Here is a 13180-nt window from a genome sequence, read left to right as displayed (position 1 = left end):
GCTTTGACAGAGATCAAGTGGGAACGCGCATGACAATTAAAGCACAGTTCGATCACGCCAATTGCGAAGACTGCCCGATTCGTCACCGGGCCGTCTGTGCACGCTGTGATACGGATGAGTTGGAAGCCCTTGAAGAAATTAAGTATTACCGCAGTTTCGAGGCGGGACAGACGATCATCTGGTCAGGCGATCAGATGAACTTTGTCGGCTCGGTCGTGTCGGGAATCGCCTCTTTGACCCAAACGATGGAGGATGGCCGGACCCAGATGGTGGGTCTGTTGCTGCCCAGTGACTTTGTTGGACGACCGGGGCGCGACGCCGCGGCCTATGACGTTCAGGCCACCACGGACGTGATGATGTGCTGCTTTCGCAAGAAACCGTTCGAGGATCTGATGAACGCGACGCCGCATATCGCGCATCGCCTGTTGCAGATGACATTGGACGAGCTGGACGCTGCGCGCGAGTGGATGCTGGTTCTGGGGCGCAAAACCGCGCGGGAAAAGATCGCCAGCCTATTGTCGATCATTGCGCGTCGCGATGCCTCGATCACGCAAAAGGGGCTGTCGGGGGCGATTGTCTTTGACCTGCCTCTGACCCGCGAGGCGATGGCCGACTACCTCGGCCTGACGCTTGAAACGGTCAGCCGTCAGATCTCGGCCCTGAAAAAGGACGGGGTGATTGCGTTGGAAGGCAAACGCCACGTGACCATTCCCGACATGGCCCGATTGATGGATGAGGCCGGTGACGATTCGGACGGTGGGTTCCTGGTCTGACCAGATCAGGCACCCGCGTTGACTAAACCCGATTGGGTTCGCTTTGGCCTAGCTGATCTTGCTGCCCGAGCCTGATGGTGTTCGACCAGCGGTGCCGGGTAGGATCAGCTGCATCAGGAAGGTCAACAGGGATGCCGCGGTGGCTCCGACCGCGATCCATCCGAAATACCACAGCTTACCCGCCAGGGCATCTTCAGCAAATGAGGCGGCGAATTGGGTCTGACCGTATTTTGCAACACCGAAAGCGAGCGTTGTGAGCACCACGGCAACAGCCAGCCTTGCTACCGGAACCGACACGCGTGCAAGCAGGGTTGCAAGGATCAGCCCGATTGGCGCGCCAAACAGCAGCGTTTTCTGCGACCACCATGGGTGGGCACCCAGAGGTTTGGCGACATCTGCGCCGATGAGAACAGCCAGGATGACCGCAGCGGCAAGGGTTGGGATAAAGGTGCGCATTGTGCCTCCGTCGATTTGAAACCGAGGTAGGGAGTGTCCGCGCACCACGCCAGTATCGTTTCACCGCACTAGCGGGCATGTGAAGATGCGGCAGCCCGTGTACCAGAAGGTGCCGCGAACCTGTTGTACGTCCATGCGCGCCCGAACCTGCAGCCGGTCGTACTTGACGCCGCTTTCAAAGCTCCAGACCCGCAGCGTGGTTCAGTGGGCCAGAAAAACCGGGACGGCGGATTGTTCCAGCATGTTGCGTGTTGCGCCGCCAAGGATCGCTTCGCGAAAGCGGGAATGGCCATACGCCCCCATGACGATCATGTCGGATTCCGTATCCATCGCGTGTCGGTTCAGAATGTCCGAGACGCGGGTCATTGTCTTGCTCAGCACCTCGATCTCACATTTGACGCCGTGTCGCGCCAGCATCTGGGACAGCATCCCGCCGGGATCGGACCGGTCAGGCCCGTGGCGCGGCGGGTCGATGACCACGATACGGGCCACATCAGCCGCCTTGAGAAAGGGCAGGGCGCGGCGCACGGCGCGCATCGCCTCGATGCTTTCGTTCCACGCGATCATGATGCGCTTGGGCACCGACATCGGACGGGCGGTATTCGGGACGACCAGCACAGGCGCGTGGCCTTCGAACATGGCGGCTTCGATGATCGGTTCAGCCTCGGCGCCGCGATCCTCACCGTAAGGATGCGGCAACACGACCAGATCCGAAAACCGTGCCCGATGTGCCACATGGCGGCCAATATCCGCGATCTGGGCGACACCGCTTTCGGCTGACCAGCGGGCCCCGGTTTTTCGCAGATACTCCTTAGCGAAGGCCAGCAACTCATCCGCTTCGGCATTGGCCCGGCTGAGCGTTTCCTGAAGGATCAATGCATTTGCCCCGGCATAGTAATAGCCTGTCTGACTGCGATCGACGCCCAGACACAGGGCCTCGGCATGACCATCCTGCGCTTCGGCCAGGGCCGCCAACTGGGCAAGCGTGGCCTGTGCGCCCTGTGTTTCGGTCATGATTGTAAGAAGAGATTTATACGCCATGTCGACCTCTTGACTTGGGGTCAACGGTCCCCTGCGACCAGATAACCCATTCATAGAGGTATGCGTGTCATAGAAAACGGGTGTCTGTCTTGACTCAGATCAAAGCAGCCCAGGCTGCATTTCTTCAATACAGCAAACAGTCAAAAAGGTTCTGCGCGGCACGCAAATTGCGCGGGGCACGGTAAAGGGACGCAATATGTCGAATTACATCAAGCTGATCGTGCTTGGTCTGGTCGTGGTATTTGCCGCGATCGGGTCCAATTATGCACGCGATTTGGCGTATCAGGTGCATGCGATTCTGGTGATGGTCATCGCCGGCGGTCTGTTCATCTGGACGCTTCGAAACACGGATGAGCCAGATATTCTCACTGATCGCTCGGGCGAGTACATGGATGACGTGATCCGCTACGGCGTGATCGCAACCGCCTTTTGGGGCGTGGTCGGGTTCCTTGCAGGGACCTTTATTGCGTTCCAGCTGGCCTTTCCGACGCTCAATTTCGAATGGGCGCAGGGATACCTGAACTTTGGACGGCTGCGTCCGCTGCACACCTCGGCGGTGATTTTTGCCTTTGGCGGCAACGCGTTGATCGCAACCTCGTTCTATGTGGTTCAGCGTACCAGCGCCGCACGGCTGTGGGGTGGAAACCTCGCGTGGTTCGTGTTCTGGGGCTATCAGCTGTTCATCGTGCTGGCTGCTACCGGATACGTTCTGGGCGGAACCCAGTCCAAGGAATATGCCGAGCCGGAATGGTATGTTGACCTGTGGCTGACCGTCGTCTGGGTCGCTTATCTGGCGGTCTATCTGGGCACGATCATCAAGCGGAAAGAGCCCCATATCTATGTGGCAAACTGGTTCTACCTGGCCTTCATCGTCACCGTCGCCATGCTGCACCTGGTCAACAACATGACCATCCCGGTCAGCATCTGGGGTTCGAAATCGGTCATCGTCTGGTCGGGCGTGCAAGATGCCATGATCCAGTGGTGGTACGGCCACAACGCCGTGGGCTTTTTCCTGACCGCCGGTTTCTTGGGCATGATGTATTACTTCATCCCGAAACAGGCCGAACGTCCGGTGTTTTCGTACAAGCTGTCGATCATCCACTTCTGGGCGCTGATCTTCCTGTATATCTGGGCCGGTCCGCACCACCTGCACTATACCGCGCTGCCGGATTGGGCCTCGACGCTGGGCATGGTGTTCTCGGTGATCCTGTGGATGCCGTCCTGGGGTGGCATGATCAACGGCCTGATGACCCTGTCGGGCGCGTGGGACAAGCTGCGCACCGACCCGGTGATCCGGATGATGGTGATCTCGGTCGGCTTCTACGGCATGTCCACCTTTGAAGGTCCGATGATGTCGATCCGCGCTGTGAACTCGCTGTCTCACTACACCGACTGGACCATTGGTCACGTGCATTCCGGCGCGCTGGGCTGGAACGGCATGATCACATTCGGTGCGCTGTACTTCCTGGTGCCTGTCCTGTGGAAGCGCGAGCGTCTCTACTCGCTGCAAATGGTCAGCTGGCACTTCTGGCTCGCCACCATCGGCATCGTGCTCTACGCCGCGTCGATGTGGGTGACCGGTATCATGGAAGGCCTGATGTGGCGCGAAGTGGATGCCAACGGCTTCCTGGTGAACTCGTTCGCCGACACTGTGGCGGCCAAGTTCCCGATGTATGTGGTGCGCGGTCTGGGCGGGGTCATGTTCCTCGCTGGGTCGGTGATCATGTGCTACAACCTGTGGATGACTGTGCGGAAAGCGCCGGCCCGTGAGGCCAGCCTGACCGTCGCGGTCCCGGCTGAATAAGGAGGGCCGGAGCAATGGCAATTCTCGACAAACATAAGATCCTCGAGACCAACGCGACCCTCCTGCTGATCTTCAGCTTTCTGGTCGTGACCATCGGTGGCATCGTGCAGATCGCACCGCTGTTCTATCTTGAGAATACCATCGAGAAGGTGGAGGGCATGCGCCCTTACACCCCACTCGAAATGGCGGGTCGTGAGATCTATCTGCGCGAAGGCTGCTATGTCTGCCACAGCCAGATGATCCGGCCGATGCGGGACGAGGTCGAACGCTATGGCCACTACTCGCTGGCGGCTGAATCGATGTATGACCACCCGTTCCAGTGGGGGTCCAAGCGTACCGGGCCTGATCTGGCTCGCGTCGGTGGCCGTTACTCGGACGACTGGCATGTGCGCCACCTGCGCGATGCGCAATCGGTGGTGCCAGAATCGGTGATGCCGAAATACGGCTTCCTGGAACGTCGCAAGATCGACGGTGAATATATCGGCGACATCATGGCGGCAAACGCCGTGGTCGGCACGCCCTACACCGAAGAAATGCTGGAAAACGCCGTGGCCGACTTCCGCGCGCAGGCTGATCCGGACAGCGACTATGACGGGCTGCTGGAGCGTTATGGCGACAAGGTCAATGTGCGCAACTTCGACGGTCAGTCTGATCTGACCGAGGCCGATGCGCTGATTGCCTATCTGCAGATGCTGGGCACGCTGGTCGATTTCTCGACCTTCACCCCGGCAGCCAGCCGATAACAGGAGGGTATGATGGAAGAATATACACTCTTACGGCAATTCGCGGATAGCTGGATGCTGCTGCTGCTGTTCACCTTCTTTCTTGGCATCGTGGTTTGGGTTTTCCGCCCCGGTGCCAGCAAGGAATACAAGGACACCGCCAACATCCCGTTCCGGCACTCCGATGCCCCCGCCCAGCAAGACAAACCCGCCACACCCAAGGAGGCGCGGCCATGAGCAAGACACCTGAAAAACAGCCGGGCGATCCGAATACAACCGGTCACAGCTGGGACGGGATCGAGGAATTCGACAACCCGATGCCCCGCTGGTGGTTGTGGACCTTCTACGCCACGATCTTCTGGGGCGTGATCTACACCATCATGTATCCGGCCTGGCCGCTTGTGCAATCGGCAACGGCGGGTGTGACGGGCTGGTCCTCGCGCGCTGAGGTGCAAAAGGAACTGGTCGCGTTTGAAGAGGCCAACGCGCCTTTGAACGCCCAATTGGTGGATACGCCGCTCGACGATATCTCGAAGGATGCTGAGCTTCAGCAATATGCCGTCAACGCGGGCAGCGCCGTGTTCCGTACCTGGTGCGCGCAGTGTCATGGTTCGGGTGCGCAGGGCGCGCCGGGCTTCCCGAACCTGCTGGATGACGCATGGCTGTGGGGCGGCACGATGGAGGATATCCATTTTACCGTCAGCTATGGCATCCGGAACGAAGAAAGCGACGATGCGCGCTATTCCGAGATGCCGGCCTTTGGTGAGCTCCTTGAGAAGGAAGAGATCACCCAGGTGGTTCAGTACGTCATGTCGCTGACCAACGCGCAGACCGACGATGCGGCTGCACAGGCGGGCAAGGTTGTGTTCGAAGACAACTGTTCGGCCTGTCACGGCGAAAACGGTCAAGGTGACATGTTCCAGGGCGCTCCGAACCTGACGGATGCGATCTGGCTGTACGGCGGCAGCGAAGAGGCGCTGACCGAGACCGTGACCTATAGCCGTTTCGGCGTGATGCCGAACTGGGATACCCGCCTGACCGAGGCGCAGATCCGCGCCGTATCCGCTTACGTCCACCAGTTGGGCGGCGGTCAGTAAGCGCAAAAGAATACCTGTGGGCGGTTCGCTGCCCACAGGTCCCGGCACCGGCTGTTCCATCTGTTCGCGCGTTTCCTGAACAGCCGGTGCCTATTTCAGGTCTGAGGGCAGGACTGACCCGAGGGCAGATGTGTCAGAACCCTGCTTGTGTCTTTCTGAACCGATCTGGGCGCGTGTTTCAACAAGGGGTGACCCACCGGCGGCAAGGCGATCAGCTTTGGCTTCGCCTCTGAGTGCGCGGCAGGGGTAGTTGCCGGTTGGTGCAGTCTGGTCGCGTTCAATATCGCTTTGGCATAAATCGAGAGCATGGGTTCCCTCCTGTCGCGGTGTTGCGGATAACAACAAGATTGTGTTCTCCGGCAAAAAATGCGAACCAATTAGCGTTCCAAAATGTAAGCAGGGATTACACGTGAATTGGCTGAAACTACCCCCGCTGGCCTCGCTAAGGGCCTTTTCTGCTTTTGCAGAGAGGGGCGGCGTCGTTCAGGCTGGCGAGGCCTTGAATGTTAGCCATGCTGCCATAAGTCAGCAATTGCGCGCGCTTGAGAAACACATGGGCGTCGCGTTGGTTCAGCGTGACGGCAAATCCCTGACCTTGACCGCCGAAGGCGAACAGCTGGCCCGCGCGCTGCATCTGGGTTTTGAATCCATCGGCACCGTTGTGGAAGAGCTTATGAAATCGGGCGAGGCGCGTCCGGTGCACGTATCGCTGACCTCAAGTTTTGCGGCGTCGTGGCTGATGCCGCGTTTGCCGGCGTTTCAGGCCGAATACCCACAGATCAACCTGGCGATTGACCCATCGCCGCATCTGGTTGCCTTGACGCCCGGCGGGGTCGATGTCGCGATCCGCTACGGGGCGGGCGGATGGTCGGGTGTCGAGTCCGAGATGTTGCTGGAAACACCCTTTGTCGTTGTCGCTGCCCCCGTCCTGTTGGGGGGCAAAACCAGCTGGACGCCAGAAGAACTGGCCCATTTGCCTTGGCTGGAGGAGTTGGGAACAACCGAGGCGTCCACATGGCTTGCCAAGCGGGGGGTGACTCATCCGCCTTTGGCCGGGCGTATGTCTTTGCCCGGAAACCTGCTGCTGGATGGGTTGCGTGCCGGTCAGGGCGTCACCGCAACGGTGCGACATTTCGTCGAAAACGACATCCGCGCCGGTCGTCTGGTCGAGCTGTATTCCGAGCCGGACCCCAGCGGATACCATGTCTTAACTGCAAAAACGCCGCTTAGGCCGGCTGTGAAGACATTTGTGACCTGGTTGAAGCGGCAATCTGGTAGCATGTGATAAAAGATGTTTGTTCGATGCGCGTTTTGACCCATGTCAAAGTTTGCGCGGACATGATCTGGAAGAAGACGCTAGCAGAAGACCCATTTGGAGCCAGCCAGTGAGCGATTCCGATCCCGCCCCCAGCTTGTATGCCGCGCGCGAGCCGATTTTCCCAAGACGCGTATCCGGCCCGTTTCGGAACCTGAAATGGATCATCCTGATTGTCACGCTGGGTATCTACTATGTGACCCCGTGGATCAGATGGGATCGCGGGCCCAGCCTGCCGGATCAGGCGGTGCTGCTGGATCTGGCCAACCGGCGGTTTTATTTCTTCTGGATCGAGATCTGGCCGCATGAGTTTTACTTTGTGGCTGGGCTTTTGATCATGGCCGGTCTTGGGTTGTTCCTGTTTACCTCGGCCCTTGGTCGCGTCTGGTGCGGTTATGCCTGCCCGCAAACGGTCTGGACCGACTTGTTCATTCTGGTCGAGCGCTGGATCGAAGGGGATCGAAACGCGCGATTGCGCCTACACCGGCAGGAAAAAATGGACTTCCGTAAGGCGCGGCTGCGGCTGACGAAGTGGACGGCCTGGTTCCTGATCGGCCTCGCAACCGGCGGGGCCTGGGTGTTCTACTTCGCCGACGCGCCCACATTGCTGCGCGATCTGGTCACCGGCAATGCGCACCCCGTGGCCTACACGACCGTGCTGATCCTGACAGGTACAACCTTCCTGTTTGGCGGTTTTGCCCGTGAACAAATCTGCATCTATGCCTGCCCCTGGCCGCGCATTCAGGCCGCGATGATGGACGAAGACACTCTGGTCGTCGGCTACCGCGAATGGCGGGGTGAGCCGCGCGGTAAAGGCAAACGCACTGCCGATTCCGAGTTGGGCGATTGCATCGACTGCATGGCCTGCGTGAATGTCTGCCCCGTGGGGATCGACATCCGGGATGGCCAGCAGTTGGAATGCATCACCTGTGCGCTGTGCATCGACGCCTGTGATGACATGATGGCCAAGATCGGCAAACCGCGTGGGTTGATCGACTATATGGCGCTGAGCGATGAGGCCAACGAACGCTCGGGTAAGCCGCCCAAGAATGTGTGGAAGCACATCCTGCGGTTCCGGACGATCATGTATACGGCGCTGTGGTCACTGGTTGGGTTCGCATTGCTGTTCGCGCTGTTCATCCGGTCCGATATTGATCTGACGGTTGCACCTGTTCGCAACCCGACCTTCGTGACCTTGTCCGACGGCACCATCCGGAACACCTATGATGTGCGTCTGCGCAACAAACACGGCGAAGACCGCCTGTTCAGCCTGTCGCTTGCCGGTGATCCGTCGATGCGATTGGAGATTGAAGGCACAAACCTGCATACTGTGAATGTCACGGCCGACACAGCACAGTTGGTGCGCGTGTACATCACCGCCTCTCGCGATGCTGGCCCAGCGGGAGCGGAAACGACGCCGGTTCGGATTTGGGTCGAAGACATCACCAGCGGCGAGCGCGCCTACAAAGACACCACGTTCAATGGCCGAGGGAACGGATCATGACAGAGCGCAAATTCACCGGGAAACACGCTTTGGCGGTTTTCGTCGGCGCCTTTGGGGTGATTATCGCCGTGAACCTGCTGCTGGCCTATAACGCGGTGAAAACCTTTCCGGGGCTCGAGGTTAAGAACTCTTACGTCGCCAGCCAGGAATTCAATGAGCGGTTGAAGGAACAACAGGCGCTGGGCTGGGAGGTCCGGGCCGAGACCAAGGGTGGCTTGCTAATCCTGCACATTACCGATGCCACGGGTGCCCCGGTTCAGGTGGCCGAATTGCAGGCGGTCGTGGGTCGCGCGACCCATGTAAAGGATGATTTCTCGCCGGATTTTACCTTTGACGGTATCGCCTATGCGACGCCTGCGACGCTGGGCAAGGGGAATTGGAATATCCGCCTTGTGGCACGCGATCATGCAGGGGCCGAGTTCACACAGCGCGTACCACTTTATGTGAAAGGTTAACGGAGTGACGGCGCAAATCACATCCGGAACGGCGGCTTGCCCGGGGTGCATTGCGACCCCGGCAGAACCAGCGCGCCCAATCCCCGAGGATGTTCAGATTGCGCTGTCCTTGCCGGGCATCCACTGCTCGGCCTGTATTGCGAATGTCGAACGCGCATTGAACGCGCATCCGGGTGTCGAGGATGCGCGGGTCAACCTGACCCTGAAACGCGCCATGATCAAAGCCGCGCCCGAGACGCGGGCGGCGGAGCTGATCCCGGTGCTGGAACGCGCCGGGTATGAGGCGCATGAGCTGGATCCGGGCGCCCTGTCCGCAACCAGCGCGGATAAGGCGGGTCGGGATTTGCTGATGCGGCTGGCGGTGGCCGGTTTCGCCTCGATGAACGTGATGTTGTTGTCGGTTTCGGTCTGGTCAGGGGCGGCGGACGCGACGCGCGACATGTTCCATTGGATTTCAGCCGCCATTGCCTTGCCTGCCATTGCCTTTTCGGCGCAGCCGTTCTTTACCAATGCCTGGTCGGCCTTGCGGGTTCGTCGCCTGAATATGGACGTACCGATTGTGCTGGCCATCCTGTTGGCTTTGATGACGTCCCTTTGGGAAACGGCCCTGAGCGGTGAACATGCCTATTTCGACGCTGCTCTGACCCTGACCTTCTTCCTGTTGGCCGGGCGGTATCTGGATTACCGGACCCGCGCCGCCGCACGGTCCGCGGCCGAGGAACTGACCGCTCTTGAGGTGCCGCGCGCCATCCGCGTGATCGACGGGGTCGAGGAAGAGGTTGCCGTGTCAGCCCTGGCTGTGGGCGATCTGATCCTTGTGCGGCCCGGTGGGCGCATGCCCGTGGACGGCCAGATCGTCTCGGGCCGGTCCGAACTGGACCGGTCTTTGCTGACCGGAGAAACCCTGCCGGTCTTTGCCGAAGCAGGCCAGAGCGTCAGCGCGGGTGAGGTCAACCTGACCGGCCCGCTGACCATCCGCGCCACGGCGGTGGGCGAAGATACCTCACTCCACCGGATGGCCGATCTGGTTGCCATCGCGGAATCCGGGCGGTCCCGGTACACGTCGCTGGCGGATAAGGCGGCCAAGCTATACGCGCCCGGCGTTCACATTCTGTCAGCGCTCAGCTTCGTTGGTTGGTACATCTATTCCGGCGATCTGCGCACCGCGTTGAACATCGCGGCGGCGGTGTTGATCATCACCTGCCCCTGCGCCTTGGGGCTGGCTGTGCCTGCGGTGACGACAGCCGCCTCGGGCCGGTTGTTCCGCAATGGTATGCTGATCAAACACGCCACCGCTCTGGAACGTCTGGCCGAGGTCGATACGGTCGTGTTCGACAAGACCGGCACGCTGACCTCCGGCGCGCCGGAACTGACCAATCTGGGCGATCATTCCCGCGCTGACCTGGAAATTGCGTTGGCCTTGGCCGAGGCATCAGCCCACCCGCTTTCGGTCGCATTGGCGCAGGCAGCACGTGCCGCCGGGGTCAAACCTGCCGCAGTGAAAGAAATCGTCGAAGTACCCGGATATGGCACAGAAGGCCTGTATCGCGATCAGCGTGTCCGACTGGGCCGCGCGGCCTGGGTCGGAGGGGCGCACGGGGCTCAGACCTCGGCCTGGCTTTCAATCGGATCAAACCCACCCGTGCCCTTCACATTCTCGGACGCCCTGCGCCCCGGCGCAGCAGAAGCGGTCGAGGCGTTTGCGCGGTCGGGCAAGCAGATCATCCTGATCTCGGGCGATTCCAAAGGTGCCGTTCAGGCCTTGGCCGATAAACTGGGTATCGAAAACTGGATTGCCGAGGCGCTTCCTCAGGACAAAGCTGCGCGCATTCAGGAGCTCAGCGATCAGGGGCGGCATGTCCTGATGGTGGGCGATGGTCTGAACGACACGGCGGCGCTGGCTGCGGCGCATGTCTCGATCTCTCCGGCCTCTGCTTTGGACGCCGCGCGGGTGGCGTCCGATATCGTTCTGCTGGGCACCGATCTGTCGCCCATCGCCGACGCTTGTGAGACCGCCGTCAAAGCCACCAAACGGATTCGCGAAAACTTTCGCATTGCCACCGTGTATAACGTGATCGCCGTCCCGCTGGCGGTGATCGGCTTGGCAACGCCCCTGATCGCGGCCTTGGCGATGTCGACTTCGTCCATTACCGTGTCCCTGAACGCCCTTCGGCTGAGGTAACCCAAGAATGGAAGTACTGGCCTATCTGATCCCGATTTCCCTGTTTCTGGGGGGTGTTGGCCTGGTCGCGTTTGTCTACACCGTCCGTTCGAACCAGTATGAAGATCCCGAAGGCGACGCCCGTCGAATTCTCAGCGATGAATGGGACGATAAGCCCAAGCCGTAACCGGGTCGCATCGCCCAGGCAGAGTTGATCCGAACCGCCCTTGAAATTGCCGCAATGCCCGGCTATGTCCGGCCTATCCGCTAGCAGAGAGATCAAGCCACATGGCCACCACCAACCCGATCCAGTTCATTCAGCAAGTCCGTGCCGAAGTCTCCAAGGTCGTCTGGCCGACCCGGCGTGAGGTGCTGTTGACCACGGTCATGGTGTTCATCATGGCGGCGCTGACGGCTGTGTTTTTCGCTCTGGTCGATCTGGGTATTCGCGGCGGCTTGCAACTGATCCTGGGCGCGTTCAGCTAAGCCGGTCCGGGCGGGCGGAAACGCCACTGCCCCCTTGCACAGCACGGCGTGTCAGAGTAGGTGACATGACTATTCGGAATGGGCGTGCGGCGAATCAGGTTGCGCGCCGCTTTTTATTCCGGGTCACGCGATAGAATTTCAATGAAGGGCGCTTGCACCGCCCTGACGGCAAACAAGGACGACAGGTTCATGGCGAAACGGTGGTACTCGGTCAGCGTTCTTTCGAATTTCGAAAAGAAGATCGCAGAGCAGATCCGCACGTCGGTGGCTGAACAGGGCCTTGAGGACGATATCGACGAGGTTCTGGTGCCCACCGAAGAGGTGATCGAGGTGCGCCGGGGCAAGAAAGTCACGACCGAACGCCGTTTCATGCCCGGCTACGTTTTGGTGCATATGGAAATGTCCGATCAGGGCTATCACCTGATCAACTCGATCAACCGCGTCACCGGTTTCCTGGGCCCGCAGGGCCGCCCGATGCCCATGCGCGACGCCGAGGTGAACCAGATCCTCAACCGCGTTCAGGAAGGCGAAGAAGCGCCAAAACTGATGATCTCGTTCGAAGTAGGTGAGAAGGTCAAGGTCAACGACGGCCCGTTCGAGGATTTCGACGGCATGGTCGAAGGCGTGGACGACGAGAACCAGAAGCTGAAGGTCTCGGTTTCGATCTTTGGTCGGGAAACGCCGGTGGAACTGGATTTCACTCAGGTCACGAAGCAGAGCTAAGCTGGCTCTCAACGATTTTTGAAACGCCGCGATGCTTGGGCTCGTGGCGTTTTTTTGTTTGTAGACCAAGCAGTCTTTAGCTGCGTTTGGCCTGAACCATCACCCAGTCGGGCAATCGCAGGTCCCAGCGAATGACGGCGGCCCGCATGGCGAAAATCAAGGTTGCGCAGACGACGCCTGACACGGTCGAGTGCTCCGGAACCAGATACAGCAGCAGGACATAAAGGGCGCATCCGACGGATACCGGAAACGCATAGATGTCCCGGCTCATGAGCAATGTGGGTTGCCCGGCCAGCACGTCGCGTATGATGCCGCCGCCAACGGCCGTAACCACCCCGAGGATCACAGGCCCGACCGGCAAGCCGAACCCCAACCCCCAGGCCTTGTTTGCGCCTTGAATTGCAAACAGCGCCACGCCGAGGCCGTCGGTATATAGCATGAGGCGGTAAACAGACTCCTGCCGGGCAAATCTGTAGGCATAAACGGTCACAAGACTGGCGATGAGCGCCACCCAGATATAGTTCGGATCCATCGACCAGAATACCGGCGCATCCAGCACCATGTCGCGAATGGTGCCGCCGCCAATCGCGGTCACGATCCCCAAAAGCAGGCGCTGTAGATGTCGATGCCCCGCGGGGCGACC

The 13180-nt window shown here is 60.0% G+C and carries 15 protein-coding genes; 12 read left to right on the top strand and 3 right to left on the bottom strand.

Annotation, left to right across the window (positions count from 1 at the left end):
- Positions 1-29 precede the first annotated feature (29 nt).
- On the top strand, positions 30-773 hold the full coding sequence (gene fnrL / locus ACR0KX_RS17790) for a transcriptional regulator FnrL (RefSeq protein WP_170455089.1): 744 nt from the start codon (positions 30-32) through the stop codon (positions 771-773).
- Positions 774-821: 48 nt separating this feature from the next.
- Here the strand turns inward: fnrL and ACR0KX_RS17785 are convergent, their stop codons facing one another.
- Complete coding sequence (locus ACR0KX_RS17785) at positions 822-1229, bottom strand: hypothetical protein (protein ID WP_170455087.1); 408 nt, start codon at positions 1227-1229, stop codon at positions 822-824.
- A 201-nt stretch (positions 1230-1430) separates the two neighbouring features.
- Entirely contained in the window at positions 1431-2270 is an 840-nt protein-coding gene (locus ACR0KX_RS17780; protein ID WP_170455085.1) for a universal stress protein, read from the bottom strand.
- A gap of 196 nt (positions 2271-2466) precedes the next feature.
- On the opposite strand from ACR0KX_RS17780, the gene ccoN reads away from it, so the two are divergent.
- The 11 genes from ccoN (at position 2467) to nusG (ending at position 12537) form a co-directional block, all read left to right on the top strand.
- Positions 2467-4074 (top strand): cytochrome-c oxidase, cbb3-type subunit I, encoded by a 1608-nt coding sequence (ccoN, locus tag ACR0KX_RS17775; RefSeq protein WP_170455084.1) that lies wholly within the window; start codon positions 2467-2469, stop codon positions 4072-4074.
- Between the two features lie 14 nt (positions 4075-4088).
- Entirely contained in the window at positions 4089-4817 is a 729-nt protein-coding gene (gene ccoO, locus ACR0KX_RS17770; RefSeq protein WP_170455081.1) for a cytochrome-c oxidase, cbb3-type subunit II, read from the top strand.
- A gap of 12 nt (positions 4818-4829) precedes the next feature.
- On the top strand, positions 4830-5033 hold the full coding sequence (locus ACR0KX_RS17765) for a cbb3-type cytochrome c oxidase subunit 3 (protein WP_170455079.1): 204 nt from the start codon (positions 4830-4832) through the stop codon (positions 5031-5033).
- Positions 5030-5893, top strand: a complete 864-nt coding sequence (gene ccoP / locus ACR0KX_RS17760) for a cytochrome-c oxidase, cbb3-type subunit III (RefSeq protein ID WP_170455077.1) — start codon at positions 5030-5032, stop codon at positions 5891-5893. Before ACR0KX_RS17765 ends, ccoP begins: the two co-directional genes overlap by 4 nt.
- A 409-nt stretch (positions 5894-6302) precedes the next feature.
- The gene (locus ACR0KX_RS17755) at positions 6303-7178 is read left to right on the top strand and encodes a LysR family transcriptional regulator (protein ID WP_170624523.1); all 876 of its coding nucleotides are present in this window, start codon (positions 6303-6305) and stop codon (positions 7176-7178) included.
- A 100-nt stretch (positions 7179-7278) separates the two neighbouring features.
- Positions 7279-8712 (top strand): cytochrome c oxidase accessory protein CcoG, encoded by a 1434-nt coding sequence (ccoG, locus tag ACR0KX_RS17750; RefSeq protein ID WP_170455073.1) that lies wholly within the window; start codon positions 7279-7281, stop codon positions 8710-8712.
- A complete protein-coding gene (locus ACR0KX_RS17745) occupies positions 8709-9167 on the top strand; it encodes a FixH family protein (protein ID WP_170624520.1) in 459 nt (152 codons plus the stop codon). The genes ccoG and ACR0KX_RS17745 overlap by 4 nt, the downstream gene beginning before the upstream one ends.
- A 4-nt stretch (positions 9168-9171) precedes the next feature.
- The gene (locus ACR0KX_RS17740) at positions 9172-11349 is read left to right on the top strand and encodes a heavy metal translocating P-type ATPase (protein WP_170624518.1); all 2178 of its coding nucleotides are present in this window, start codon (positions 9172-9174) and stop codon (positions 11347-11349) included.
- Between the two features lie 7 nt (positions 11350-11356).
- A complete protein-coding gene (ccoS, locus tag ACR0KX_RS17735; RefSeq protein WP_170455067.1) occupies positions 11357-11515 on the top strand; it encodes a cbb3-type cytochrome oxidase assembly protein CcoS in 159 nt (52 codons plus the stop codon).
- Between the two features lie 101 nt (positions 11516-11616).
- Entirely contained in the window at positions 11617-11814 is a 198-nt protein-coding gene (gene secE / locus ACR0KX_RS17730) for a preprotein translocase subunit SecE (RefSeq protein WP_050605011.1), read from the top strand.
- 189 nt (positions 11815-12003) lie between these two features.
- Positions 12004-12537 carry a transcription termination/antitermination protein NusG gene (gene nusG, locus ACR0KX_RS17725; RefSeq protein ID WP_152459924.1) on the top strand — a complete coding sequence of 178 codons (534 nt, stop codon included), beginning with the start codon at positions 12004-12006 and terminating at the stop codon, positions 12535-12537.
- A gap of 76 nt (positions 12538-12613) precedes the next feature.
- Here the strand turns inward: nusG and ACR0KX_RS17720 are convergent, their stop codons facing one another.
- On the bottom strand, positions 12614-13132 hold the full coding sequence (locus ACR0KX_RS17720) for a trimeric intracellular cation channel family protein (protein ID WP_480627309.1): 519 nt from the start codon (positions 13130-13132) through the stop codon (positions 12614-12616).
- Positions 13133-13180 lie beyond the last annotated feature (48 nt).

Source organism: Ruegeria sp. BG5 (assembly GCF_056538425.1).
This window is presented reverse-complemented; position numbering and strand designations above follow the sequence as displayed.

Coding starts and splice junctions, on each gene's coding strand:
- ACR0KX_RS17745 (WP_170624520.1), top strand. CDS start 8,709: ATGACAGAGCGCAAATTCACCGGGAAACACGCTTTGGCGGTTTTCGTC.
- ACR0KX_RS17765 (WP_170455079.1), top strand. CDS start 4,830: ATGGAAGAATATACACTCTTACGGCAATTCGCGGATAGCTGGATGCTG.
- secE (WP_050605011.1), top strand. CDS start 11,617: ATGGCCACCACCAACCCGATCCAGTTCATTCAGCAAGTCCGTGCCGAA.
- ACR0KX_RS17785 (WP_170455087.1), bottom strand. CDS start 1,229: ATGCGCACCTTTATCCCAACCCTTGCCGCTGCGGTCATCCTGGCTGTT.
- fnrL (WP_170455089.1), top strand. CDS start 30: ATGACAATTAAAGCACAGTTCGATCACGCCAATTGCGAAGACTGCCCG.
- ccoP (WP_170455077.1), top strand. CDS start 5,030: ATGAGCAAGACACCTGAAAAACAGCCGGGCGATCCGAATACAACCGGT.
- ccoS (WP_170455067.1), top strand. CDS start 11,357: ATGGAAGTACTGGCCTATCTGATCCCGATTTCCCTGTTTCTGGGGGGT.
- ccoO (WP_170455081.1), top strand. CDS start 4,089: ATGGCAATTCTCGACAAACATAAGATCCTCGAGACCAACGCGACCCTC.
- ACR0KX_RS17780 (WP_170455085.1), bottom strand. CDS start 2,270: ATGGCGTATAAATCTCTTCTTACAATCATGACCGAAACACAGGGCGCA.
- ccoN (WP_170455084.1), top strand. CDS start 2,467: ATGTCGAATTACATCAAGCTGATCGTGCTTGGTCTGGTCGTGGTATTT.
- nusG (WP_152459924.1), top strand. CDS start 12,004: ATGGCGAAACGGTGGTACTCGGTCAGCGTTCTTTCGAATTTCGAAAAG.